The sequence below is a fragment of the Alteribacter populi genome, from assembly GCF_002352765.1.
GTDB classification, from domain to species: domain Bacteria; phylum Bacillota; class Bacilli; order Bacillales; family Salisediminibacteriaceae; genus Alteribacter; species Alteribacter populi.
Genome location: NZ_KZ293963.1, coordinates 4256042 through 4280071, shown reverse-complemented (window position 1 = coordinate 4280071; position 24030 = coordinate 4256042). Strand labels below are relative to the sequence as shown.

Annotated in this window: 28 protein-coding genes and 1 riboswitch; of the genes, 17 read left to right on the top strand and 11 right to left on the bottom strand. The window is 40.0% G+C overall.

What is annotated here, in order from left to right; translation table 11 throughout:
• Window positions 1–196: 196 nt before the first annotated feature.
• The gene (locus CDZ94_RS19790) at window positions 197–769 is read right to left on the bottom strand and encodes a GNAT family N-acetyltransferase (protein ID WP_096440114.1); all 573 of its coding nucleotides are present in this window, start codon (window positions 767–769) and stop codon (window positions 197–199) included.
• Window positions 770–955: 186 nt separating this feature from the next.
• On the opposite strand from CDZ94_RS19790, the gene CDZ94_RS19785 reads away from it, so the two are divergent.
• The 3 genes from CDZ94_RS19785 to CDZ94_RS19780 all read left to right on the top strand — a co-directional run bounded on the left by CDZ94_RS19785 (window position 956) and on the right by CDZ94_RS19780 (window position 2410).
• Window positions 956–1531, top strand: a complete 576-nt coding sequence (locus CDZ94_RS19785; protein ID WP_096440112.1) for a hypothetical protein — start codon at window positions 956–958, stop codon at window positions 1529–1531.
• Between the two features lie 28 nt (window positions 1532–1559).
• Window positions 1560–1700, top strand: coding sequence for an FbpB family small basic protein (locus CDZ94_RS21095; RefSeq protein ID WP_100832108.1), 141 nt, complete (start codon window positions 1560–1562; stop codon window positions 1698–1700).
• A gap of 197 nt (window positions 1701–1897) precedes the next feature.
• A complete protein-coding gene (locus CDZ94_RS19780; RefSeq protein ID WP_096440110.1) occupies window positions 1898–2410 on the top strand; it encodes a hypothetical protein in 513 nt (170 codons plus the stop codon).
• Window positions 2411–2416: 6 nt separating this feature from the next.
• On the opposite strand, the gene CDZ94_RS19775 is transcribed toward CDZ94_RS19780, so the two are convergent.
• Window positions 2417–2845, bottom strand: coding sequence for an NUDIX hydrolase (locus CDZ94_RS19775; protein WP_096440108.1), 429 nt, complete (start codon window positions 2843–2845; stop codon window positions 2417–2419).
• Between the two features lie 65 nt (window positions 2846–2910).
• Between CDZ94_RS19775 and CDZ94_RS21775 the strand changes: the two genes are divergently transcribed.
• Window positions 2911–3195, top strand: a complete 285-nt coding sequence (locus CDZ94_RS21775; RefSeq protein ID WP_232735791.1) for an NUDIX domain-containing protein — start codon at window positions 2911–2913, stop codon at window positions 3193–3195.
• Window positions 3196–3888: 693 nt separating this feature from the next.
• On the opposite strand, the gene CDZ94_RS19765 is transcribed toward CDZ94_RS21775, so the two are convergent.
• Window positions 3889–5169, bottom strand: a complete 1281-nt coding sequence (locus CDZ94_RS19765) for an IS110 family RNA-guided transposase (RefSeq protein ID WP_096440106.1) — start codon at window positions 5167–5169, stop codon at window positions 3889–3891.
• 261 nt (window positions 5170–5430) lie between these two features.
• Between CDZ94_RS19765 and CDZ94_RS19760 the strand changes: the two genes are divergently transcribed.
• Window positions 5431–6606 (top strand): chromate transporter, encoded by a 1176-nt coding sequence (locus tag CDZ94_RS19760; RefSeq protein ID WP_096440104.1) that lies wholly within the window; start codon window positions 5431–5433, stop codon window positions 6604–6606.
• On the opposite strand, the gene CDZ94_RS21460 is transcribed toward CDZ94_RS19760, so the two are convergent.
• The 6 genes from CDZ94_RS21460 to CDZ94_RS19735 all read right to left on the bottom strand — a co-directional run bounded on the left by CDZ94_RS21460 (window position 6603) and on the right by CDZ94_RS19735 (window position 11785).
• Complete coding sequence (locus CDZ94_RS21460; RefSeq protein WP_157911789.1) at window positions 6603–6794, bottom strand: hypothetical protein; 192 nt, start codon at window positions 6792–6794, stop codon at window positions 6603–6605. The genes CDZ94_RS19760 and CDZ94_RS21460 overlap by 4 nt on opposite strands.
• A gap of 243 nt (window positions 6795–7037) precedes the next feature.
• Window positions 7038–7694 (bottom strand): phosphatase PAP2 family protein, encoded by a 657-nt coding sequence (locus tag CDZ94_RS19755; RefSeq protein WP_096440102.1) that lies wholly within the window; start codon window positions 7692–7694, stop codon window positions 7038–7040.
• A gap of 135 nt (window positions 7695–7829) precedes the next feature.
• Window positions 7830–9329, bottom strand: a complete 1500-nt coding sequence (asnB, locus tag CDZ94_RS19750; protein ID WP_096440100.1) for an asparagine synthase B — start codon at window positions 9327–9329, stop codon at window positions 7830–7832.
• Between the two features lie 184 nt (window positions 9330–9513).
• Entirely contained in the window at window positions 9514–10275 is a 762-nt protein-coding gene (locus CDZ94_RS19745; protein WP_096440098.1) for a kanamycin nucleotidyltransferase C-terminal domain-containing protein, read from the bottom strand.
• Window positions 10276–10439: 164 nt separating this feature from the next.
• On the bottom strand, window positions 10440–11177 hold the full coding sequence (locus CDZ94_RS19740; protein WP_096440096.1) for a FixH family protein: 738 nt from the start codon (window positions 11175–11177) through the stop codon (window positions 10440–10442).
• 29 nt (window positions 11178–11206) lie between these two features.
• Window positions 11207–11785 carry a DeoR family transcriptional regulator gene (locus CDZ94_RS19735; RefSeq protein ID WP_096440094.1) on the bottom strand — a complete coding sequence of 193 codons (579 nt, stop codon included), beginning with the start codon at window positions 11783–11785 and terminating at the stop codon, window positions 11207–11209.
• Between the two features lie 252 nt (window positions 11786–12037).
• Here CDZ94_RS19735 and CDZ94_RS19730 point away from each other — a divergent pair, with 252 nt between their 5' ends.
• Complete coding sequence (locus CDZ94_RS19730; RefSeq protein ID WP_096440092.1) at window positions 12038–12640, top strand: hypothetical protein; 603 nt, start codon at window positions 12038–12040, stop codon at window positions 12638–12640.
• Between the two features lie 50 nt (window positions 12641–12690).
• On the opposite strand, the gene CDZ94_RS19725 is transcribed toward CDZ94_RS19730, so the two are convergent.
• Window positions 12691–13431: a 2-phosphosulfolactate phosphatase gene (locus CDZ94_RS19725; protein ID WP_096440090.1), complete on the bottom strand. Its 741-nt coding sequence runs from the start codon at window positions 13429–13431 to the stop codon at window positions 12691–12693.
• 223 nt (window positions 13432–13654) lie between these two features.
• Between CDZ94_RS19725 and CDZ94_RS19720 the strand changes: the two genes are divergently transcribed.
• Window positions 13655–14539 carry an alpha/beta fold hydrolase gene (locus tag CDZ94_RS19720; RefSeq protein ID WP_157812029.1) on the top strand — a complete coding sequence of 295 codons (885 nt, stop codon included), beginning with the start codon at window positions 13655–13657 and terminating at the stop codon, window positions 14537–14539.
• 247 nt (window positions 14540–14786) lie between these two features.
• Window positions 14787–15161, top strand: coding sequence for a DUF4183 domain-containing protein (locus CDZ94_RS19715; protein WP_096440085.1), 375 nt, complete (start codon window positions 14787–14789; stop codon window positions 15159–15161).
• A gap of 34 nt (window positions 15162–15195) precedes the next feature.
• On the opposite strand, the gene CDZ94_RS19710 is transcribed toward CDZ94_RS19715, so the two are convergent.
• Window positions 15196–15579: a DUF4183 domain-containing protein gene (locus tag CDZ94_RS19710; RefSeq protein ID WP_096440083.1), complete on the bottom strand. Its 384-nt coding sequence runs from the start codon at window positions 15577–15579 to the stop codon at window positions 15196–15198.
• Window positions 15580–15811: 232 nt separating this feature from the next.
• Window positions 15812–15918, top strand: a riboswitch (SAM riboswitch).
• 139 nt (window positions 15919–16057) lie between these two features.
• Here CDZ94_RS19710 and CDZ94_RS19705 point away from each other — a divergent pair.
• From CDZ94_RS19705 to CDZ94_RS19665, 9 genes are all read left to right on the top strand, one after another.
• Window positions 16058–17125 (top strand): sulfate permease, encoded by a 1068-nt coding sequence (locus CDZ94_RS19705; RefSeq protein WP_096440081.1) that lies wholly within the window; start codon window positions 16058–16060, stop codon window positions 17123–17125.
• A gap of 32 nt (window positions 17126–17157) precedes the next feature.
• Window positions 17158–17901, top strand: a complete 744-nt coding sequence (locus tag CDZ94_RS19700) for a phosphoadenylyl-sulfate reductase (protein ID WP_096440079.1) — start codon at window positions 17158–17160, stop codon at window positions 17899–17901.
• A 7-nt stretch (window positions 17902–17908) separates the two neighbouring features.
• The gene (gene sat / locus CDZ94_RS19695) at window positions 17909–19048 is read left to right on the top strand and encodes a sulfate adenylyltransferase (protein ID WP_096440077.1); all 1140 of its coding nucleotides are present in this window, start codon (window positions 17909–17911) and stop codon (window positions 19046–19048) included.
• Complete coding sequence (gene cysC, locus CDZ94_RS19690; protein ID WP_096440075.1) at window positions 19045–19659, top strand: adenylyl-sulfate kinase; 615 nt, start codon at window positions 19045–19047, stop codon at window positions 19657–19659. The genes sat and cysC overlap by 4 nt, the downstream gene beginning before the upstream one ends.
• Before the next feature lie 40 nt (window positions 19660–19699).
• A complete protein-coding gene (locus CDZ94_RS19685; RefSeq protein ID WP_096440073.1) occupies window positions 19700–21316 on the top strand; it encodes a nitrite/sulfite reductase in 1617 nt (538 codons plus the stop codon).
• 162 nt (window positions 21317–21478) lie between these two features.
• Window positions 21479–21688: a DUF3906 family protein gene (locus tag CDZ94_RS19680; RefSeq protein ID WP_096440071.1), complete on the top strand. Its 210-nt coding sequence runs from the start codon at window positions 21479–21481 to the stop codon at window positions 21686–21688.
• A gap of 19 nt (window positions 21689–21707) precedes the next feature.
• A complete protein-coding gene (gene cobA / locus CDZ94_RS19675; RefSeq protein WP_096440069.1) occupies window positions 21708–22505 on the top strand; it encodes a uroporphyrinogen-III C-methyltransferase in 798 nt (265 codons plus the stop codon).
• A 16-nt stretch (window positions 22506–22521) separates the two neighbouring features.
• On the top strand, window positions 22522–23280 hold the full coding sequence (locus CDZ94_RS19670; protein WP_096440067.1) for a sirohydrochlorin chelatase: 759 nt from the start codon (window positions 22522–22524) through the stop codon (window positions 23278–23280).
• Window positions 23281–23414: 134 nt separating this feature from the next.
• On the top strand, window positions 23415–24026 hold the full coding sequence (locus tag CDZ94_RS19665) for a precorrin-2 dehydrogenase/sirohydrochlorin ferrochelatase family protein (RefSeq protein WP_096440065.1): 612 nt from the start codon (window positions 23415–23417) through the stop codon (window positions 24024–24026).
• Window positions 24027–24030 lie beyond the last annotated feature (4 nt).

Sequence of the window (24030 nt, the reverse complement as noted above, 5' to 3'; positions counted from 1 at the left end):
CTTTTTTAAACTAATGAATTATGAAAGTGATTCAATTATATAATCATTCAATTATATAATCAATAACGAATATACTAACTTAAAAAGCTAGTCATCACTGACTAGCTTTCCTCATTTGTATTGTCTTTCATTCTCCTAACTAACTGTAGAGCATCATAACACTTTACTGAGCTCTTTCGATCAAGTAAAGTTCCATCTAAATCAAACAATCCCCCCCCGTATCACTGTGACTTGATACCTGTCTCCACTCTACTCTGAGCATACCCATCCGAATCGAGTCGTAATATTCACCATCAAAATAACGCACTTTGCGCATTCGACCTTCAAGAGTAAACCCTAATTTTTCACCGACTTTCATCATCCGTTCGTTTCCAGACCAGGTGGTATAGCCGACTCGCTGAATATGAGGGACCGCTTCAAATACATGATAGACCCACATCGCGAACGCTTTCGTCCCATATCCCCCGCTCCAATACTTCGGGTCGTATATCCCGATCCCTAATTCCAACCACCGGCTTGGTTGATGCTCCCAGTAATAACTCACCGTACCAACTAACGAACCGTCCACTACAATTGCCCACACGTCATCTTTTGCAACGATGTGATCTTTTTGTTCAAAGTAGTTTTCATATGTCATCGACTGATGCTTAAAATACGGAGCATCCCACTTTTTCCATTCTGGATTTTCTTCTTTTCTTGTTAGCTCCCAAAGTCTCTTTAAATCCGCCTCTTCTATCTGACGAATCATAACATTGTCTTTCTGATACAAACGCGACACTCCTTTATATGAAATCCTCTTAATTTTATATCACAGGTACACCATTCACAATTATGAGAAAGTATCTAAAACTTGTTTAATTCCAACGACCATTGTTGACAATGAGAATCGTTATCAATTATATTTAAGTAGAACAAAAAAACTCAGCTCTCTTTTCATAAAAAAGGAGTGATATCATTGAAAAATCTTATATCAAATTCCGTCACAGATCACGCCTTGATGAAAGATGTCTTGTCTGATTTACAAATAAGAATTGAAAATGTCATTCTCGCATTTCATCAACTCCCAAAGGTAAAACAGAATGTTTGTCAAGCTATACGATTTATCGATTCTCTTTTCAACTCATTTCAAAAAGGATTCCGTATGCAAAATGTAACCTTTCTTCTATTAAAAGCGAAGCTCTCAGATCATTTGCTTTATTATTTAGTGAATGACCTGTCAATCACAAAAGAGTCAGATCCACATACTTTGATTATCACTGACTATGGCACCTATGTCGAAGAACAGAATTCTGTTATCACTTTGTCTCAAGGAATTCTTAACATGAACAGTCCATCTTCTGTAACATTATCCAAAGTCATTGTTGATGGAAACCGCTCGCTTACAGAGGAGCTTCAAGTACTCGCCCAGTTTATGAAAAAACTTTTTTCTACAGACAAACGAATCACTATCGAATTGATTTCTCTATTAGAAGGAAAAAGAATAATGTACCATTCTCATAAGCCGTTATCGATCACACCACTTAAGATTTGAACTTTCCTAATATGAAAGGATGATTCCGATGATTAAACAATCTATTGCCATTTTAATTGAACAAAACCGGGAACAGATCCTATCAAACAATAAAGAGCTAGCAAAGATTGAGGAACGAATGGAAGAAAGATTAGCGGAAAAACCAAGACAATCCAGAAAAGCTAAATAAGTTTGTTGCTTTTTAAGGTTTTTTTCGGACTCAAATGACGTCACACTCTTCGTGACAGGACAAGCATTTAATAAATATATTTTAAAATGCGCCTTGCTGAAAGAAGGTGTCCCAACAATTCTTGAGACACCTTCTTTATTTTTGTCCTAGAACTTCCACTCACTTAATACACTTTTAAAGAAGGTGAGTGAGGGGATATGGTCTTAACTACGTTAATGTTCTGTCTTTTAATCGGTTTTGATGGATTACTATGGGGAGCCATAATCGGTTATAAACGTATTTATTTCCCTATTGGACAGCTTCTTCTCTTTTCTATAGGCATCGGGTTTGTCTTCTTTTTTACCTATCTAATCGGGTCAGTCATCGGCTTTGAAGGTTCCTCTACGTTTTTAAATCAAGTTTCAGGTCTAGTTTTTCTAGGCATCGGTCTTTTTCAGCTTACGCATCAAAGTGGCTTCTTCTTCGGTCGCCTCGTTAGAAACTTGTTTATTATCGTTAATATCGACAACATCGGATACGGTGTCATTTCCGCGGTTCAAGAAGTCCACCCAATTACGAGTTTGTTTGTGACTCTCAGCTTTTTTGTGCTTTTTATAACCGGAATTATCATCGGAAGCTCTGCACGATTGCCTTATATCACAAATAATAATAAAGTCTTCCCTTCACTAGTGCTAATTATTATTGGAATGTATAAGTTGTTTTTCGCTTGATGAAAATTACAACACTGTACGCTTTCCTTGGTTAAAGTAGGTTACTGATGATGTGACCAGCTTTTCGATCCCCCCTTTATAGTAAGGCATCCTGTCTTTTGCTTTCGAGAAAGTGCACCACTCAAGTCTTTCGATTTTACCAGGGTCTTGAACACTCGCCTTCCCTCCAATCACTTCAGCCTGAAAAGTGATAAACAACGCATGATGATCGTTTTTGACCATGAATGCTTCGTTCAGAGCAACTAAATAATTAGCTTTTACGTCTAAGCCGGTCTCTTCCTTCACTTCTCGGACAACAGCTTCATCCAATGTTTCTCCTGGTTCAACTGCTCCTCCTGGAAGTGTCCATGTAGAATGCTCCACATTCTTCACGAGGAGCACCTTATCTTTTTCTTCATTTAAAATAAGTCCGTATACAATGTCCACCCTTTTCATTGCGATCACCTCAGTCCAAATTTAAAATACGCGGATCTTAATAGGAAGAGAAAGGGGTATTAACTTTGAATATACATAGAGCATTTGGAGTTTATGGTATTTGTGTACAAGGTGACAAACTTCTCGTGATCGATAAAATGAAAGGGCCATATAAAAATCGTTGGGACCTTCCAGATGGGAGTTTGAATGATGATGAAACACTGCCGGAAGCTATCACTCGTGAACTTAAAGAAGAAACTGGCTATAAAAGTTCCATTTTGCAGCAAATAGGTGTAACAGATTTTTCCTTACCGTGGGATTGGCAATCGTTTACCCGACTGCATCATATTACTGTTTTCTACGAGATATAGGTTCTTGGTGACCCTGAGAGTGTGGACGTTTCATTTGAAGATCAGGATTCTAGAGGTGCAAGGTGGGTAAAAACTGAAAATCTCCAATCGAATCAAGCATCACCCTTAGTCATAAAGGCACTGGAGTGGATTCATTCTGGTGAATTTTCGTTTAAAACGACACGATATGAACATTGGGAAGTAAATTGACCGAAAAAAAGGAGTACCTCCCCAAATGTCCAATTAAATAAGTGACCAAACAAACGAAATGAAATGGGAGGAAGCAGTCTGTTTAGCACCCTACGGAGTTGGCCGGAATCTGCGAGACTCCCTCAGGAAAAGTTGATATGGCGGGGGTCCGCCCGGATTTTGAGGCCCTAAAAAATTTTTTTGTACTCGCCTCCGACTGCCAAGGTCCACATAATTCTTGTAAATACATTTACTGTATTTAGAGATTACGCGTTGCGTTGGGAATGTGGGATACATTTCCATATATAGTGTAATTCACACGAGAAAAACTCTGCTACAATCAGGTGACTTACCCTCCCATGTCTCCTGGCATCAAGTGCCTACATTCCTTCGTTGGGTCTTGCCTGACGCAGATCTCGGACTCTTACTCCTGCATGGACTGCCCTTTACTGGGCGTCTAAAGTCTCCGTCTTGCCGAATCTCTGTGCCTGTGTTGTCAAAGGTACATTAAAGCACTGTGAAGCCTTACGCTGCCTTGTTCTGAGGATAGTTGGAAGAGTCTATCAACATTCTCTCAGGGTCAAACATTGCCTGTTTCTTGCTAAGTCCATGGAACACCTGAAGCAGCTTTCTGCATAGCACAACCATTGCTTCTTTCTTGGTCAGTGGATTTTGTTCCCGTGAGTGATAATGCATGTACAGTTGACGAAAGCTTGCATTGTTCTGAATGAGCGGAAGGATCGCTTTATAAAGTAAGGCTCGTAGTCGTTTTCTTCCGCGTTTAGAGATCTTCTTTGTGCCTTTATGCTGACCTGAACTGTTCTCACGCAACGTAAGTCCCGCTAGCTTAATGAGTTGGCGTGGATGCCTGTAATTGCGCATAGAGCCTGTTTCAGCCAATAACTCGCTTACAGTGTTCTCGCTGATTCCCGGAATGGAGACGAGGTACTGAAACTCTTCTAATGACTGGGCCTGCTCAACCATCTGGGAAGTCACCTCTTCAAGTTGTGATTCCAATAGTTCCAGCTGTTGAACAAGGCTGCGAATCTCCAGCCGTGACATTTCCTGACTGCGTGTTACGCCAATAGAGTGACGAGCCACTTCAATCAGGGTCACCATTTTGGGTTTCCCAGCATACTTGGCGCCAGCTTTCTTCTGTTGCCTGACCATCTCTTCGACAGACAAATGTGGAACATCCTGGGGAAGAGGTGTCAGCTTTAAAACGGCAAGAGCTTGTTGGCCCAATTCACTGAAGACTTGATTGAATTCCGGAAAGTAAAGATCCTTCCATCGCTGTATCCTGTTTTTTACGGAAGAGATATCTTTTCGTAATCGTTCCCGGATTGCGGATCCATGCCTCATGTGATGTTCAGCGGTTGTCATCTTCCGCGGTATACTAAAATAGCCGTTAGGAAGAAGTTTCGCTATAACGCGTGCATCTTTAGCGTCGTTCTTCGTTTGAGAATTATCGTCCATTTCCTTGGATTGTTTTACATGCATTGGATTGACGATGACAAAAGGGAATTCGAAAGCCTCCAGCATAGCCGCAAGGTTCATCCAGTAGTGGCCGGTTGCTTCAAAACCGATGAGCACATTTGATTTGTTGTGTGTCTCCATCAGTTGTCTAACAGCCTGCTCAAAATGGATGAAACCATCTTTTGACTGGTGGATGCGCCATACTTTCGCTAATTCGCGTCCGCGCAAATTGACGGCACAGGCATAGTGATTCTTTTTTGCAATATCGATTCCAATAACTAGAGTGTTTTCGTTGACTTGATTAATTCGTTCATTTCTACTACGATTCATGAAGGGTTCCTCCTTTGTGATTGCTGGTTTGTTTTTGCACCTTGCATCATATCGGAGGATCCTTTTTTTATCAATAGGGGTAAAACCTATCCGACAGGAATGCTCCTGCGGAAAAACGGACCAGTCAAGGAACTCTTTCTAATAAGCAAAGTTTCCCCTATAAGGAACCGATTATAGTTTTACAACAACTTAACAATTCAACTAATTTTCTATGATAAAATAAAAAGAAGATTAAAAAAACTTAGTTGGAGTTATGTATCTATGAAAACAAAACATCTTCTTGAAATTTTAGCCGTTTCTACACGCCTCGGTTTTACATCCTTTGGAGGACCCATAGCCCACTTAGGTTATTTTCACAATGAATATGTAAACCGGCGTAAATGGCTCGATGATAAGGCCTATGCAGACCTGGTTGCCCTATCTCAATTTATTCCAGGACCAGCAAGCAGTCAGGTTGGTATTGGAATTGGATTAATGAGAGGCGGTTTGCTCGGTGCTATCGTTTCGTTTATCGGCTTCACGCTTCCTTCCGTTTTAGCCTTGATGATTTTTGCTTTTTTTTTACAGGGCTTTGATGTTAGTCCAGCTGGTTGGATTCACGGACTGAAAATTGTCGCTGTCGCGGTTGTTGCCCACGCCATTCTAGGAATGGGGCAAAAGCTCGCTCCTGATCGCACGCGTGCTACCATTGCTATTGTTACACTCATTTTATTGCTGCTCTGGCAAACGGTTTATAGTCAAGTGGTCTTAATTCTCCTTGCTGGAGTCGTCGGACTCTTCATTTATAAAGGGAAAAAACAAGATGAAACTACAGATATGAACATCAGCTTAAGCTACCGATTTGCTTCCATCTGCTTGGTGCTGTTCTTTTCGTTACTTGCCTTGCTTCCATTGGCAAGACAACTTTTTTCCATTGAATGGCTCGCTTTATTTGATAGCTTTTACCGGGCAGGAGCACTCGTATTCGGTGGCGGCCATGTTGTCTTACCTCTACTTGAGCGAGAAGTAGTACCTACTGGCCTAGTAGGAGCCGAAGACTTTCTTGCCGGTTATGGTGCCGCTCAAGCAGTGCCGGGACCGCTATTCACATTTGCATCCTATTTAGGAACGATCGCGAATGGATGGGTCGGCGGGGTTATTGCTACTGTGGCGATCTTTTTGCCAGCATTTCTTCTCATTCTAGGGACACTGCCCTTTTGGAATGTAATGAGAAAAAACTCGAAAATTCAAGGTGCGCTTTTTGGTGTAAATGCTGCTGTTGTCGGGATTTTAGCCGCTGCATTCTATAATCCAATCTTTACGAGTGCCATCGACACGTCTGTTGATTTCGCTTTGGCGATCGGACTGTTTGGACTACTTGTGTTTTGGAAAGTACCGGCCTGGATGGTTGTGATCATCGGTGCAATGGGCGGAACTTTGATTTACCTATTCACCTAATCATCGACTGGCGCCTTAAAATACTGCCTGTAAAAAATGGCTCGCCATCGATGAAAGTATTGTCGTTCTGCATACTGATAATAACGCTGTGAATTAGAAGCATTCGCTGTTTTTAACCGTTCATAATGCTCTGCAGCTGATGTATGAGCCAAATAATATTGTTGCGCAGAGCTGTATCCAATCTGCACACCCCTAATCGATTTTTACACATTTTATAAAAAACGGTGTTAAAAACGAACCTATTCGTACTGGATCAAATAAGTAGTAACTCACCTCTAAGAGAAACCGCATAGCGGTCTTTGATTAAAAACAGTATAAGCTTCCACCGCATGTTTTAAAGTATCAAGGATGCTTTCCCCTCGAGACGAGTGTTGTGAAGGTAGCTGTCCGCTTATGAATTCTTACCTTCAAATAAAAACACCCTGACAAACTCAAGTGTTTGTCAGGGTGTTTTTTAAGTTTGTTTTAGATAGGAAATAGAAACAAATACAAAACCACGTTAACGAAATGCTCATAGCAGCTACAATGTCAGAAGGATAATGGAGTCCAAGATAAATTCTGCTCATTGCAATTAACATGATCACAATTGTACATAAAAAATAACATACAAATCGAATAGAACTGCGCTTTATTAAAACATAACTCAAATAGATTAAAAATGCCATAAGTAAAACGCTACGCATCGTGTGTCCACTTGGAAAACTATAAGAAGGGATTTCAAGTGAATAACTGAATAATTCTAATTCCCTTGCCTCACCAGGCCGCTCTCTTTGAAATAAGACTTTAAGTAAAAAGTTTAAAACGATTCCTCCAAAAGTGAGGGCACATAAAAAAATCGAGTTAAACCAGTCTTTATTATAGAGCAGTATTAACGTGACTATTAGCGTAATAACAACGATAAATTCTCCAGAACCCAAGAGCGTAACCCACTGCATCATTTGAATAAGAAATGGATGAGAGACTTGCGTCACCCCAGAAATAATTACTTCGTCAAATAAAAAACTTCCATAAGTAAACTGGACCCATGTTGTGATCGCAAAGATAAAAAAAGAAACAAGCATGATTAAAAGTAGTTTTCTGTGTCTCATACAACAATCTCTCTCTTTTAGATTTAACTTACACTTTACTAGTTTAACATAGGTGAATTCGTTTAGATAAGCGTTATTTAATTGCGAAAAACGCCAGGGTTTACCAAGCGTTTTTCATCAAGACTATTCAGTGAACTATGCAGTAGCCCATTTACCAACAGTATCGAGGGCTGATTGTTGTGGGAAGTATAGCTTGAAAATCCGATAATAAAGCGCCTCTTGTTTGCTTCTTAAGTGTACCGGAGACTCTTGTTGAATCCGTTCAATTTCAATGTCTGAGAACACTTCATTCGCATATGCTTCCAGAACATCCAACGCACCGCTTCCTTCTGAAAACTCCTCTTTCGTTCTCCAAAGGACATTTTCTGGGATCCACCCATCAAACGATTTACGAAGCAGCCATTTTTCCATACGATCTTGTTTATGAATCTTCAAATCAGCTGGTATTTTAAGAGATTCATGAATGACTTCTAAATCAAGAAATGGCACTCTTAACTCTAATGAATGAGCCATACTCATTCTGTCAGCACGCTGTAGGTTCACAGAGTGCAGCACGTTTAGCATCTGGATAATTTCCTCATTAAGTTTGTCAGTATTCTGATAGTCACTTAAGTATTGATAACCGGCAAACAACTCGTCAGCACCTTCACCGGACAAGATTACTTTCACCTTACTCGCTGCTAGCTTTGACACAAAATAGTTCGGAATCGCACTACGTACGAGAGATGGTTCATAAGATTCAAGATGATAGATCACGTGTTCCATCGCTTCTACAAGCTCTTCATTTGTATAAATATACTCATAGTGGTCTGTTCCTAAATACTCAGCGACTTCTCTCGCCCGTAAAATATCCGCACTGCCTTCAGAGCCTACACAGAATGATTTCACCGGTCCATCTGTATATTCATTAGCAATTGCCGCGATTAAACTACTATCAAGGCCGCCACTCAACAATACACCAACTTCCACGTCAGCCATGAGACGTTTTTTGACAGCTTTAACGAGGTTCTTTTGGATTATTCCTGTATGAATTCTCCAACCTTCCTCTAATTGATCGGTGTTCGGAGCTTCAATTTTTCGATACGATACGAACCCCTCTTCTGGTGTAAAATAATGTCCGTGGGGAAATTCCATTACATCATCTATAAGTAAATACAATGTTTTTAATTCTGAAGAAAAGTAATAATGACCGTCCTCATCGATCCCATAATAAAGAGGCTTAATGCCTAACGTATCTCGTCCCGCTATAAATGTGTTATTTTCCACATCAGCGATAAAATAACCAAACATTCCATCTAGTTTTTGAATGCTCTTCGCCCCTTCTTTTTCATAAAGCTTAAGAACAGCTTCACTATCAGAATGAGTGAAGAACGTTTCCTCTTTGAGCTCATTTTCTTTTAAAGAAAGATGGTTATAAATCTCACCATTACATACAAGCCACTTTGACTCATCGGCATTTGTAATCGGCTGAATGCCATCTTCTAAACCGACGATAGAAAGACGTCGATGGCCAAGTTGAAACGCATTAACATCTACACACTTACCTTCGTCAGGTCCACGGTGCTTCATACTTTCTAACACTTCATTCATTAATGGTTTAGATACTTTCTTAGTTGTCGCAAAAATGCCACACATTATAAATAGGTCACCTCAATTTTTTGTCTGGTAAAAAGTATACGTCTAATACGTAGCGGATACAAATCCAGGTGTACTACGCATTTGCCCTTTGTCGACTCAATTTAAGAGGATAACCAACAGCAGTTACGCTCACAAAATGTTTTAGCATTATTTAGATGATTATGAACGATTTTGCCAATTTCTAAAATGGTAGATCAGTAACTCGATAATCAATACCTAAAAGGTCAAACCAATCGTTCAAGCCAGTCCAAAGATTTTCACAGCTAAGGTAAACCCGTTCTGGGTCAGCAAGATCACCTTTCATAACCAATTCGGCTAGATTTTCGAACCCACTCGGCTTAGAGGTAGCAGATACGGCCTCTTTAAACGTTTCACTTCTGGTAGAATAAATCATTCGATTAGCAAGGCCAATGAGCTTAGCGGTTTGCCAACTAAGGTCTTTTGCACCCCAAGGAAGATAGTAGTAGGTTCCACGTTCATAATTATTCCTAATTTTCCCCATCGTTTCGTACGGTTCCCAAATCATAAACTCTTTCATTACTTCACGTATCTCGGAATCCGGTACGTTAAGAGCAAATTTCTTTAATTGTGTAAAAAGATCGGTAGGATCGTAAAGGGCTTGAACCTCCGTAAACACACCAGCTTTAATACTCCACCCATCATCGACAGTTTGTGCCTCTTTGATAATATCGGTTTTTGTTTGAACACTAAGCTCAATTTTGAAGGGCTCATAAATGAATTCATGGCTCGAAAAATGAGTACCATCTTTAACGAAAACGTGCATTTCGATATCCGAGTAGGCTCCTTCTGTTCCTTTTCCCACAGAGCCATAAAGGCCGAGTGCCAAAAGATCAGAGCCTAATTTCTTATGTAATTGCTTGGTAACCTGTTTAATAATATTCTGTTTCTCTTCTCGTGAGGTTGGATGAGGGTAAGGTAGCATAAATAAGACTCCTTTTTAATTTAAAGTATTAAACTATTAACTACCATTTTACACCAATAAAGAATGTCTATAAGGGAATTTACGTTAACCTATAGAAAATAATTAAAGTAAGGACAAAAATAAGAAAAAGACCTAGCATAGCTAGATCCCCATTTTTTCACTTCCTACTCAATCGTAAATGCTTCTTCCAAATGCTCATGAAGTTCTTCATTTTCAATATGAATGATGACGTGGTAATCGCCAGTTTCATCAAATTGATGAGATGCGGCGTACTGACCATCACCTTCATCTTCAGCGTCGATCCATTCTCTCATTTCATCACCATGCTGCCAGACTTCCAGGCGTACACGCGCATCTTCTAATGCTTCGCCTTCTTGACTAATTGTGAGCTCAACCTCTGCATCCTGAGAAATTTCACCTAAGTTACTTTCTACCTCTACGATATCAGAGTGGTGATGGTCTCCGGCTTCCGACTCGTGATCTTCACCTTCAGTCGCTTCGTCCTCCACATTTCCAATAGCAATTTCATGGGTAGGCATTACGTGCATGCCTCTTGCCGTTACGTGTGGTGTAACAAAGAAAATCCCGTCTTCTTCAAACGTATAAGATACTGAATAAACACCTTCGTTTACATCCTCATGATCGATCATGTCACTGCCTTCTTTTTCACCTTGTTTCCAAACTTCAAAAGTGACTTCATTAGCATCATTTACCGGTTGATCCTCTTGGGTAACAAGAGCTTCCAACGCCCATTCCCCTTGTTCTCCCTCTTCATCCATCTGCACTTCTACTTCAATAGGTTCAAAGCTTTCTGGGATATCAGAAGATTGATTCTGCTCTTCGTCTTGTCCACAAGCAACCATAAGAGTGCTTACTAAAACAAATGATAATAGTTTTTTCATAACGTTTATCCTCCTAGAGTTTGTTTAATCTAATGATCTTTACAGCAATTGGTTATGTTCATTTGCTCATTTACTATTGTGAGTGCTTCACTTAACTGATAAAGTTCACCACCAAAACCTTTTTGAAATTTTAGTGCGTGTTCTTTAATAGCGAACGGTACGACTTGCGGATAACAGCAATTCATTACATTATCTGCATCAATAAGGAAAAAAGCCATTTGGGCACTCATAGTCGAGTCATTTAAAAAGTCTTTACACAAAAACTGAGAGACCTGCTTGTCCACTTCCTGATAGCGAAGCAATCCGCAATGAGTGCAACATAGGTTCTCTACGCTATGGTTATGATGAATGATTTGCACTTGATGCCGACCATGAACCCTCTTTTTACAATATGTACAATGGTTGGATTCAACGCCGACCTGTTGTCCGAGCTTTTTTGAAACACCTCCACTCGTTCTTTCAAGTGAACCCGCTTCCCAAAGCGCCTGTACATCACGGTACACCGTCATTTCAGAAACTTCAAGCCGTTCACTTAAATCCGAAATTCGAATATGCTCTTCTGTTTCAAGCCAAGATAAAACCTGTTTCTTTCGTTGCTCTGGTAACAAAGTCTTCCCACCCCCAAAATGATCTCTACCCTAAATTGTAGTCATAGTTTCAAAAAGCTACAACACCAATATGTGATTATTTGTGAATAAATGATGACTTTTAACAAGGTGCCTGACCCCCACCGCGGTGAAGTATTACCGCGGTGGGGGTCAGGAAAAAAATCAGAATTTTATTAATTTTATGAAACCCCCTCTTTTCTAGGTACGTAGAACTAATAAGAGATTAGATACTAAAAAGAAGGAGTTATCGCAATGTCCAATCCACTTCGTATAAAACGGATCGATCCAGATCAACTCAATGTCATTCTTATTATAACGACCATTATAATGGTCCTATGTAGCGTCATATTACCTTTCGTTTTCATCGTCATTCTTCAAGATGTATTCTTTTTTTCGAGAGACAACTGGATACTTGTAGCCCCCACTTCGGCCTACTATACATTTGGAGGTGGAATGCTGTGGGCATCACTTGTTATGATTATCTATGTTATCGTTCATACGATTTCAGAGCGAAAAAATAAACATATTAAGCACTCTTGGCTGTTTATTCCTATCGGTTTACTTTTCATACCTATTTGCACTTTGGGGATCATGAATTATTACTATGTGGACGATGAAGGTTTTCATATTAATGAATTAACAAGCTACACAGAAGATGAATACCCTTGGGAAAGTATCGCTCAAGTTCAGCCCGTTGGTGAAGAAAATGGTCACTACTATACCCACTACATTTTCATCACAGACAACGGAAACTTTACAATAGGTTTTGACGACAAGTTTGCACAGCAAAGAGGAAAAATACTCCGTACTCTTGAGGAACATGGCACCGAAATATTACAACGAATTGAAGAGTAACTAGGAAGGTGCCTGACCCCCACTACGGTGAAGCATTACCGTGGTGGGGGTCAGGCACCCGGAACGCTCACAAATACTCCTTCCTTAAGCTGCGGAACGACTGTTGACATATCTAATTGACTGCAATGCTTTACGTCACGTTCGTATCCTCTTTCCCGCAACTCCACTCCGCTTTCACAGTTCCAGATTAGTTCCTCTACTTGTCCTTTCACACCCTCAAACGCTATTTCACAAACCTTTGCATCAGGTGACTTTCTACCATTTAGTTGTGCAATGATCGCACCTGCACCTAAATAATCTTCAAGTGATGGACGCAGCCGATCTTCCTGCTCGTGAATGTCACTCCACTGTTCGCCGCATGCCACGACTGTCACACCAACATTTTCCTTACCAGCTAAAATATTTACCGCATCAGCAATACTCAAAGCGTTAAGAAGTGACCCAACAAAAACATACGGAACCTGAGAGGCAACCCACGTACAAACCGCTCCGTTTAACGAGCAAAGGACATATTTTTTACCCCTGTGTTCTTCATTAAAAGTCACAGGAGACAATGTCGGTTTATCCAAGCTTGCAGCCTCAGCTCTACCTAAAATCAATTCAGCTCCTTGCTTATTAGCATAGGCCATCCCGTCTAAATAAGGAGGATAGGGTAAAATTTCTGCCCCACACGCTAATGCTGAAACGACTGTCGATGAAAAACTTAGTACGTCCACAATAATCGTAATATCTCCCCGTCCAGCTGCTTCACGTGTACCACGCTTCCCCCACTCAAAATGAACCTTAGTCATTTTCCAGTCTCTCCTTTACTTACATATGAACCTATGAAACAAGCTCTTTTGTTTGAATTTTCACATCATTATGATACCATTATTTGTATATAATCCCAAAGGAGGATTTTTATGAATTATAAAGAACACGAATTTTAACTTTGTGTCCTTCCTCGAGCGCGAGCCCCTCCCAATGGTTGGCAAGAGAGACAATCATCATTAAATCATAATTGGAGGGATTGAAGTGAACATTCGCGGTAAAGATTTATTTGTTGAAGAGTTTGGAAAAGAGAACGAGCATGCCATTTTATATTTACACGGCGGTCCAGGAGAAAGCTGCTTTGATTTTTCCCAACATCAAGCAGAAAGACTGTCACAACATTTCCGAGTCATTGCGATTGATCAGCGAGGTGTATGTCGATCTGAAGCGATTAAGCCGGAAGAAGACTTTGGGCTTGACGATCTCGTTGAAGATTGTGAAACATTAAGAAATACATTAGATATCAAAAAGTGGTCAGTCATTGGTCACTCTTTCGGTGGATACCTGGCTCTCCATTACGCTAGCATCCACCCTGATTCGATTCACAAGTTGATTTTCGAGGGTGCTACATTTGATTTCGCCGTTACAAGTCGTGTCCTACTTACCAAAACTGCTCAGATAGCTAGGAAGTACGGTAAGGATGACCTTGCTAATGAATGCATCGAGTTCAGAAATAGTAATGCAACTCCACGTGAGCTTACAGAAGGGTATATGAGGCTAAGCCAAGGTTTAGAGGAAAACCGCATGGAAATTTACCGATATGAATGGACTAACCCAACGAATTATTCCTGTTACTCTGACAATGAGTGGGAGGAATTTTACGACAGGTCAGAAATACATTATAACCTGCTACGTGATGAAGGAAAGATCTTTGAATCACTCCTTCCAAAAATTAAAAACGTTCATGTGCCGATGCTAATGCTTAATGGAAGACATGATCCTGTTGCATGTGAAACGCACACGTCCAATTTTATAAACGATGCATCTAATGGTCAAATTATTACATTTGACGGTAGCGGTCATACTCCTCATTATGAGGAACCAGAGCTGTTTATGGAGGAAGTGCGGAAATTTTTATTAGCTAAGTAAAGCAGCATTAGATTCCGCCGCATGTTTTAAAGTCTCAATAATGCTTTTCCCTTGCCTTCACATTCGCCACACACGCTAAAGTCGAATGTTAAGACTGAAAAGACAAAAAAGGGTGCCTGACCCCCACCACTGTACATCATTAACGCAGTGGGGGTCAGGCACCAGAAATTCTTTTTTCGTTGAACTTACAGAACAACCTTGGCATATACATAATGAGATGCTTCAGTATTTACATGAAGGTGATTTCATGAAAAAGCGAAGAAAACAGAAACACCTAGTTTCGGCAAAAAAAGTGTACGATTCGTTTCAGGCCACAACTAAACTCAATATAACATTCAAGAAAAGACAAGACCTTCGAGTGCTTCAAGGGGAAACTTACCATTACAACACGATTTCTGATGGATCTAAATCTCTATATACAGACGCTGATGAGATATTGGCTTATGGAAATAAGGGGATCCTTGATCCTGAAACTGTTTCATATGTAAACGTATTTATCAATGGCGTGCTACAACCACCGAATGTTTATGATATTAAAGAAGGCGAGCTCTCATTAAAAACGGGAGATCTTCCCCATAAGGGCGTCCCTATTATAATCCAATTCGTCACTTTAACTACTTAATACAATAGCCTCCAAAGTGGAGACTATTGCACTTTTACGTCTCTACTGTAGTTTCGGAACTTGCATCGTAATTCATTACTTCTAAGACGATCGGTGTATTAGCTAAAATAGGATCATCACCCTCTGGCACTGCGATAGCTAATGAACCAACTGTAGGAGCTCCAGCTGTATAGGTAGTAAGACCTTCCATTTGTAAAACACCATTAATATAAACTTTGTAATAACTATTTCCTTCTTCAAGAACTGGTAACTCAGTAGCCTCAGTTCCATCATCTTGGAAGAAATCATCTGGATTAATCGTAAGTGTGGAATCAGGTTCTGTTTGAGTTGTTGTCACAAAAAAGAATTTCTCTGGTTCTGGAGTCACTTCTGTAGTTGTTGTTGCGGTAATTTGTAGCTTCATCAATTGTAATGCCATTTTCTCACCTCCAATTCATAAAGGTACACTTCATACTATGTTATCCTGAGAAAAATGAACTGGATAAAAGCTACTGAGTCATTATAAATTGGCTGGTTTATTACTAAATGTTCTTAACCATCGTTCCCCTCCGACCTTCAGCCTAAATAAATATAATTTTCCGATATCCTATTGACTCCTCCCATTATTTACTTTACACTCTAAATATTCAAAATAATCTATAACAGTTTCACTCTTATCATGAGAGGACGAGGGAATTGGCCCTATGACTCCTCAGCAACCTTTGATTCCACATCAAAAGGTGCTACTTCCATCAGTTTTCATACTGAAAGATAAGGGATCGACGACATTTATCTAATGACAAACAAAGTCGACCTCTTTTCTTTGAAAGGGGTCTTTTTATTTACTTAAAACCAAGTAAACCGATATGTTTTATAAAAAAACTTAAATTTACGTCATATCATTGGAGGTGTTTGGTGTGCTATTATCCTATTTTGCCATTATCGTTGCATTATTTTTCGCAATGAATATTGGTGCAAGTGGAGCTGCGGCTACTATGGGACCTGCATACGGCAGTGGTGCTGTCAAACGAAAAAAGGTTGCGTTATTACTGACGGGTACTGGAGCCTTTCTTGGTGCAGTTATTGGTGGTGGAGAGGTTGTAAAAACGGTGGGTAAAGGAATTATTCCAACGACTATTTTTTCTGTGGAGGTTGCCGTCATCATCCTGCTCTCCTCTTGCCTGACCCTTTTTCTAGCAAACGTCATTAGTATTCCACTATCTACGAGTGAAGTGACAATCGGAGCTGTTGTTGGCGTAGGGGTTGCCTTTCAAGCCCTTTATGTTTCCAGTGTTCTTTTCATCATTTCTTTCTGGCTGATTGTTCCTCTTACCGCTTTTATTATGTGTTTTATTTTTGGGAAAGTGATAAAAATGGCAGAGGAAAAATGGCCACAATTGAAAGGCAAAGGAAAATGGGGAAAAGTGCTTGCCATTGTTTTAGTGTTTACTGGGTTCATCGAGGCTTTCTCAGCTGGGATGAATAACGTTGCAAACGCTATAGGCCCTTTAGTAGGCGCAGGGTTAATGGAAGGTTCTACAGGGGGTTGGATCGGAGGACTTTTCGTAGCGCTAGGAGCCTTTCTCTTAGGGGGAAGAGTTTTAGAGACAAATGGCAAGAAAATAACCTCCTTCTCTCTCCTTCAAGGCACAGCAGTATCTGGAACGGGAGGTGGATTGGTTATTATCGCTTCAATCTTTGGAGTTCCGGTTCCGCTAACACAAGCGACTACTTCAGGGATTATCGGAATTGGATTCTCTGAGAATGGATTTCAAATTTGGCAAAAGGATGTGATAAAGAAAATTATGAAAGTATGGATCGTCTCTCCTGTACTATCACTTGTGATTTCGTTTAGCTTGATTCATGTATTTTTACACCCAAACCCATATATCGTTGTCATAGTATCTGCCATTATTATCGCTACGATTGGAACACTAAGTTTGTATCGCTCTGTGAAAATAGAACGGCAAACGATCCGAAATTAGTGATCATTTCAGAGAAAAGGAGGACTCCTAATATGGACAACAATGTTAACCAGGCAGACTACCATACATTTTCAGAGAAAAACTATCAGTTTTTTAATCACAGAATGCGTTATTTAGGTGCACAAGATGTTATTAGCTGGGCCTTTAATTTTTTCGATGAAAAGCTAGTTTATGCTTGCAGCTTCGGAGCAGAAGGTATGGTTCTTTTAGACATGATAAGTCATGTTAAAAAAGATGCTAGGGTCGTTTTTCTAGATACTCATGTTCACTTTCGCGAAACCTATGATGTCATTGATCGCGTAAAAGAAAAATATCCTCAGCTCCAAATTGAAATGGTACAACCAGAATTAAGCCTCGATGAACAAAAAGAAAGGTATGGAGAAAAATTATGGAAAACTCAACCAGACTTATGCTGCGACTTACGTAAGAACAAGCCATTAAAAAAAGCATTGGTAGGAAGTACAGCCTGGCTGTCTGGCTTAAGGCGAGACCAGTCCCCCACTCGGGCAAATACCGAGTTTGTTAATAAAGATGAGAAGTTTCAGCTTATTAAAGTCTGTCCACTTATTCATTGGAGCTGGGATGATGTATGGCAGTATATTGAAAAACATCATTTACCCTACAATCCACTGCATGATCAAGGGTACCCCAGTATTGGTTGTGAGCCATGCACATTTGCAGTTAAGGAAGGTGAAGATCTTCGTGCAGGACGGTGGTCTGGTCTTGAAAAGACAGAATGTGGTCTTCATTTAAAGACAACAAATATTAAGGAGTGATTTCAAAATGACAGAAAGTATTCCACACGGGGACATCATCGTTAACCGTATTGATGAAAGCTATGATTATACTTCTATCAAACCTTCCGTTGAATTGGATAAAACGGGATTATCTGACTTAGAGCTCCTTGCAAATGGGGCCTACAGCCCATTAACAGGGTTCCTTGGAAAAAAAGATTATGAAAGTGTCGTCCATCACCTACGATTATCGACTGGTGAAATTTGGAGCATCCCGATCACGCTTACGGTAACAAGTGAACAGGCTGTTTCTTTAAAGATTGGTGAGCTCATCCGTTTAACGTATCGTGGCATAACCTACGGGGTGTTGGAGCTAGAAGAAGTCTATTCTCCTGATCAAACAATGGAAGCTATCCAAGTTTATAAGACAAAAGATACGAAGCACCCCGGGGTCAGAAATATCCTCAAAAGAGGCGATACGTATTTAGCTGGCCCCATTACGTTAGTGAAAAAGCACGCGAAAGAACAGTTTTCCAATTATTATTTAGAGCCTGTTGACACCCGGAAAACATTTCAAGATAAAGGGTGGAAAACGGTTGTCGGCTTTCAAACGAGGAACCCCGTTCATCGAGCACATGAGTATATTCAGAAGTCGGCTTTAGAAACAGTGGATGGACTCTTTTTGAACCCTCTTGTAGGTGAAACAAAATCAGATGATATCCCAGCAGATGTAAGAATGAAAAGCTATCACGTTTTGCTAGAAAATTATTACCCAAAAAACCGAGTATTCCTAGCGGTTTTCCCTGCATCAATGAGGTATGCCGGACCAAGAGAAGCCATTTTTCATGCCTTAGTTCGTAAAAATTACGGTTGCACACATTTTATTGTTGGAAGAGACCATGCTGGTGTTGGAGACTATTATGGCACATACGAGGCACAGGAAATATTTCAACAGTTTACAAAAGAAGAATTAGGGATTACTCCCCTCTTTTTTGAACACAGCTTCTTTTGTAAGAAATGCGAAAACATGGCCTCAACAAAAACATGTCCTCATGAAATAGAGGATCGTGTCATTCTCTCTGGTACGAAAGTACGCGAGCTTTTACGCGATGGTCAAACACCTCCGCCAGAATTTAGTCGAGCAGAAGTAGTAAAAGTACTGATTGAAGGGATGAAAGTTAGACTATGAGTCAAAAAACTAATGTAAGCAACAACATTCATTGGCATGATTTAGCTGTGACAAAAAGTGATCGAATTCAGCTTAATGGGCATAAGAGCTGTGTTTTATGGTTTACCGGGCTCTCGGGCTCAGGAAAATCAACGTTAGCCAATGCAGTGAACCAACGATTATACGAAAAACAGATTCGTAGTTACGTACTTGATGGTGATAATGTCCGTCACGGATTAAATGCAAATTTAGGTTTCAGTCCAGACGATCGTCAAGAAAACATTCGCCGTATTGGAGAGGTTTCCAAATTATTTGTTGATCACGGCACAATTGTATTGACAGCTTTCGTTTCTCCATATCAAAAAGATCGCCTATTAGCAAGAGATTTAGTTGAAAAGGAAGAATTTATTGAAGTTTTCGTAAAGTGCAGCATCCAAGAATGTGAGAATCGCGATCCTAAAGGGTTATATAAAAAGGCAAGAAAAGGAGAAATTGCAGAATTCACAGGCATTAGCGCTCCTTATGAGGAGCCTGATAACCCCGAGCTTATCATTTATAGTGATGAGTCATCGATCGAAGCATCGGTAGAGCAAATTTTAGACTACTTAATAGAAAAGCAAATTGTAACTTAAGACTTTTATCATTTCTTCACTTGTGAAAGGAGCAAACCAGATGGCTCACACGAAAATTTGGGCAGACAATGAAAAGTTAAGTAAAGAGGAAAAAGCAAAGCTAGAAAAAGATGGTCTTGATATATTAGATGATATTCCAAAGTATGCAAAAGAAGGATTCGAATCGATCCCGAAAGATCAGTGGTCTCGTTTTAAATGGGCAGGTCTTTACTTACAAAAACCAAAAGAAGACGGCTACTTTATGATGAGGGTCAACATCCCCTCTGGAGTTTTAAATAATGAACAGGCTATTGTGTTAGCCGACATTGCTAAAGATTATGGTCGAAATGTCATTGATATTACAACGCGTCAAGCCGTTCAATTTCATTGGTTGGAGATCGAAAATATCCCTAACATTTTCGATAGACTTAAAGCCGTAGGGTTATCTTCTGTTGGAGCATGTGGAGACATTATGCGAACTATCGTGGGCAACCCGTTAGCTGGAATAGACCCAAATGAATTAATGGATACAAGATCAATCGTTGATGAGGTCTATTGGTACTTTCAAGGAAATCGGGACTATTCGAATCTCCCACGTAAATATAAAGTATCGATCTCCTCAAATATACAAAATGCACAAAATGCAGAGATCCATTGCTTATCGTTTGTACCCGCAACAAAAACAATCGATGGAGAGGAAGTTGTCGGCTTCCATGTATATGTTGGTGGAGGTCTTTCCGCAAAGCCTTTCCTAGCACAGGAACTCGATGTTTTTGTAAAGCCAGAGCAAGTAAAAGAAGTAACCGAGGCGATAACAACAATCTTTCGTGATCACGGGTATCGCGACAAACGCCATCGCGCCAGATTGAAGTTTTTAATGGCGGATTGGGGGCCAGAAACGTTAAAAGAAAAGCTTTCTGAATTTATTGTCTTGCCTCCCAAAGGCGAGAACCGATTTAAGTCTTGGAATGCAGGTTATTTCTATGGTGTACACCCTCAAAAACAAGATGGATTTAACTATGTCGGCTTAAATATCCCTGTTGGAAGACTGTATTCAGAGGAGCTTGTTGAACTAGCTCGTATCTCCAAAAAATATGGAAAAGGTGAGATTCGTACTTGTAATTCTCAAAACGTCGTCATCCCGTATATTGCAGATCACGATGTCGATGCTTTCTTAAATGAGAGCCTTTTAGATCGGATGAGCATCGAACCTAAGCATTTTATTGGTTACTCAGTCTCCTGTACCGGAATTGAATATTGCAACTTAGCACTCGTAGAAACAAAAGCTCGCATGAGCGCAATCGCCGAATACTTAGACGACCATTTGACAGTTGATGTTCCAGTTCGAATTCATATGGTCGGCTGTCCTAACGCCTGTGGACAACGGCAAATAGCAGATATCGGCCTTCAAGGAATCAAAATGAAAAATAACAACAAAGAGCTCGTAGAAGCATTTGAAATCTACGTTGGCGGAAGGCTCTCAGAAAATGCTCAATTTAATCAAAAGCTCAAAGGGAAAATCGAAGCCTCTTATTTGAACGATGTGCTGCTTGAGTTTTTAACGCATTTTAAAGATGAAAAATTCGCCGGAGAAAATTTTCATGACTTTTTCGAACGAACAGGCAAAGATTCACTTCAAGAAAAGCTGACATCAATCATTAATGAAAAAGTATCTTGATTGCAAAACTGACGTCTCCCTTTTGGTTAAGGAGCTACTACAGAATTTTTCACAGTGAAATGGGGTATTCCCCGTTTCACTGAATGAAAATATGAAGTTCTTAATCTGAATTTCCCCCTTCCGAGAAAGGAAAATAAATGGATGATAGTAGGAGGAATTGCTGTGAAGCTCTATCGATTTGAAGCACTTATTAATAAAGAAGAAAATGTCCATATTGTCGTTGCGGCTGATGGAGAAGCCGCTGCTTTTCATGCGGCCGAAGTCGAATTAGAAAGAGACTATTTAAAAACCCCGTTAATCGAGGAGTTATCTTTAATTGAAACGAAAAAAATTGGCAGAAAAGCAGTTTTCGTTTTAAAGAGTCAAATATAGTGACGAGGAGGAATCCATTGTGCAAAAAAGCAAAGGGCAAGTTTATTTCGTTGGAGCAGGACCTGGTGACCCAAAACTATTAACGCTTCGAGGAACAGAATTATTACAGGAAGCGGATGTTATCGTATATGATCGATTAATTAACAAGGAAATTTTAAAGCATAGTAAAACGGATGCTGAATTAATCTATTGTGGAAAAACACCGCTAGCTTCTTGCATAAGCCAAGAGGAAATTAATCAAATTCTTGTATTTCATGGATTACGTGGAGAAAAGGTAGTAAGGCTTAAGGGTGGAGATTCGATGATTTTTGGAAGAGTTGGAGAAGAAGCTTTAGCCTGCCGTAAAAAGGGTCTCACATTCGAAATCGTACCGGGGATCACTTCCGGAAGTGCAGCTCCTGCTTATGCAGGAATTCCTTTAACCCATCGTGAATTAAGCTCTTCATTTGCCGTTGTTACAGGACATCGACGAAAGGATGGAAAGAACGAGAACATTGATTGGAAAAGCCTTGCTTCTGGAGTAGACACTCTTGTTTTTTACATGGGTGTTAAACAAATTAACGTTATTCAAGATAATCTGCTTCATCACGGACTTGCTCCAACTACTCCTGTAGCCCTTGTTCGTTGGGGTACATGTGAAACACAGGAAACATTAACTGGAGAACTATCAACGATTGCAGACGAAGTTGAAAGAAAGAACTTTCAATCACCAGCGATCATCGTTGTAGGTGAGGTAGTAAAGTTGAGAGAAAAGCTAGCTTGGTTTGAAGAAAAGTTAACACATTCCTCGTATTTAAATACAGCGATCAACGTATAAAGGAGGTGTCCACCGTATGAGGCGAGATAGACCTGGTGTGTTAGTTATCGTTCATGGCTCAAGCAACCCGAATTGGGTAAAAAAGGTTAAAGTGGCGATTCACCAAGTAGATTCACAGTTACCTATTACGCTCGGTTACCTTGAATTTACTGAAGATGAGACGATTGAGCAAGGGATACGAACGTTGGAGAACCAGGGGTGTGGTACGATTCTCGCCATTCCCCTGTTTGTCTCTTCTGGTAGCACGCACATTGAGGAAATTAAATATGTGCTTGGTCTACTAAACACTCCCCTTATTAAAACTGACTTGAGTCAAATCACAACTTCTGCACGTATTCGATGGCTAGACCCAATGGATGCGCACCCTCTCATTATTGCGATTATTATGGATAGGATAAAGGCATTGTCTGTTAACCCTGAAAAAGAAGTGTTACTCTTTGTCGCTCATGGCAGTGAAGAGCCTTTTTTTCATCAAAGGTGGGAAAAGTTGCTCGAAGATCTGAAAGAGAAAGTCGTTCAGAAAATTCCTCTTTATCAAATTTGTCACGGAACATTGCATCCGGACAATATTAAAGAAAGAGCAACAGAGGCTGCTACAAGTGACCGTACAATGATTGTTGTGCCATTATTTTTAAGTGAAGGCTATTTCACGAATAAGGTCATTCCAAATAGACTAAAAGGTTTATCCTATAAATGGAGCGGGGATACGTATCTCCCACATCCCCTCATCTCAAAATGGCTTGAGGAGAAGATAGCAACCGCACTCTCGTTGTAAACATATACAAAAAAGTAGACCAGGTTACAATTCGACAAAGACATTAGAAACCCAACGTTTATCTTCGCTAGGGATCAGAAAATCACGAGGAATTTGTTTTCTTTGTTACTATCTTTGGAAAGGAGAAGGTTTTCATGAGTAGCCCTTTTATTCTCCAGCTTTACCAAAAGCCAATACTCGTTGTGGGGGGAGGAAGTATTGCAGAAAGAAAAATTGCTTATTTATTAAAGGAAAAGGCAGATGTCACTCTCATTAGCCCTACACTTACAAATGGACTGCAATCTCAAGTTAATCAATTAAAAGTTAAAAGAACGACCTTGACTACAGGAGACATTTTAGAGGAATTTTGTACCCGGCTAAAATTAAACTGGCGTTCGTTCTTTTTAGTTGTCGTTGCAACAGATTCCTTTCCCATTAATGAAGAGCTATCAAGAGGTTTATTGTCTTATGTTTCTCTCATAAATGTTGTGGATAACCCACAATTAAGTAGCTTTTATTTTCCTGCTGTAGTTGACAGAGGAGCACTTAAATTGAGCGTGACAACTTCAGGTAAAAGTCCAATTTTAGCAAAAAAAATCCGTAATTACCTCTCCGAAATGTTCGGGTCAGAATATGACTCGTATTTAGAAGAATTACATTACATACGGTCTGAATTACAGAAGATAGAACCAGACCCCATAAAACGAAAAGAGCTGCTTGAGGAACGAACAAGGTTTCCAATACCCGATAGCAAGGATCATTGTTAAGAAG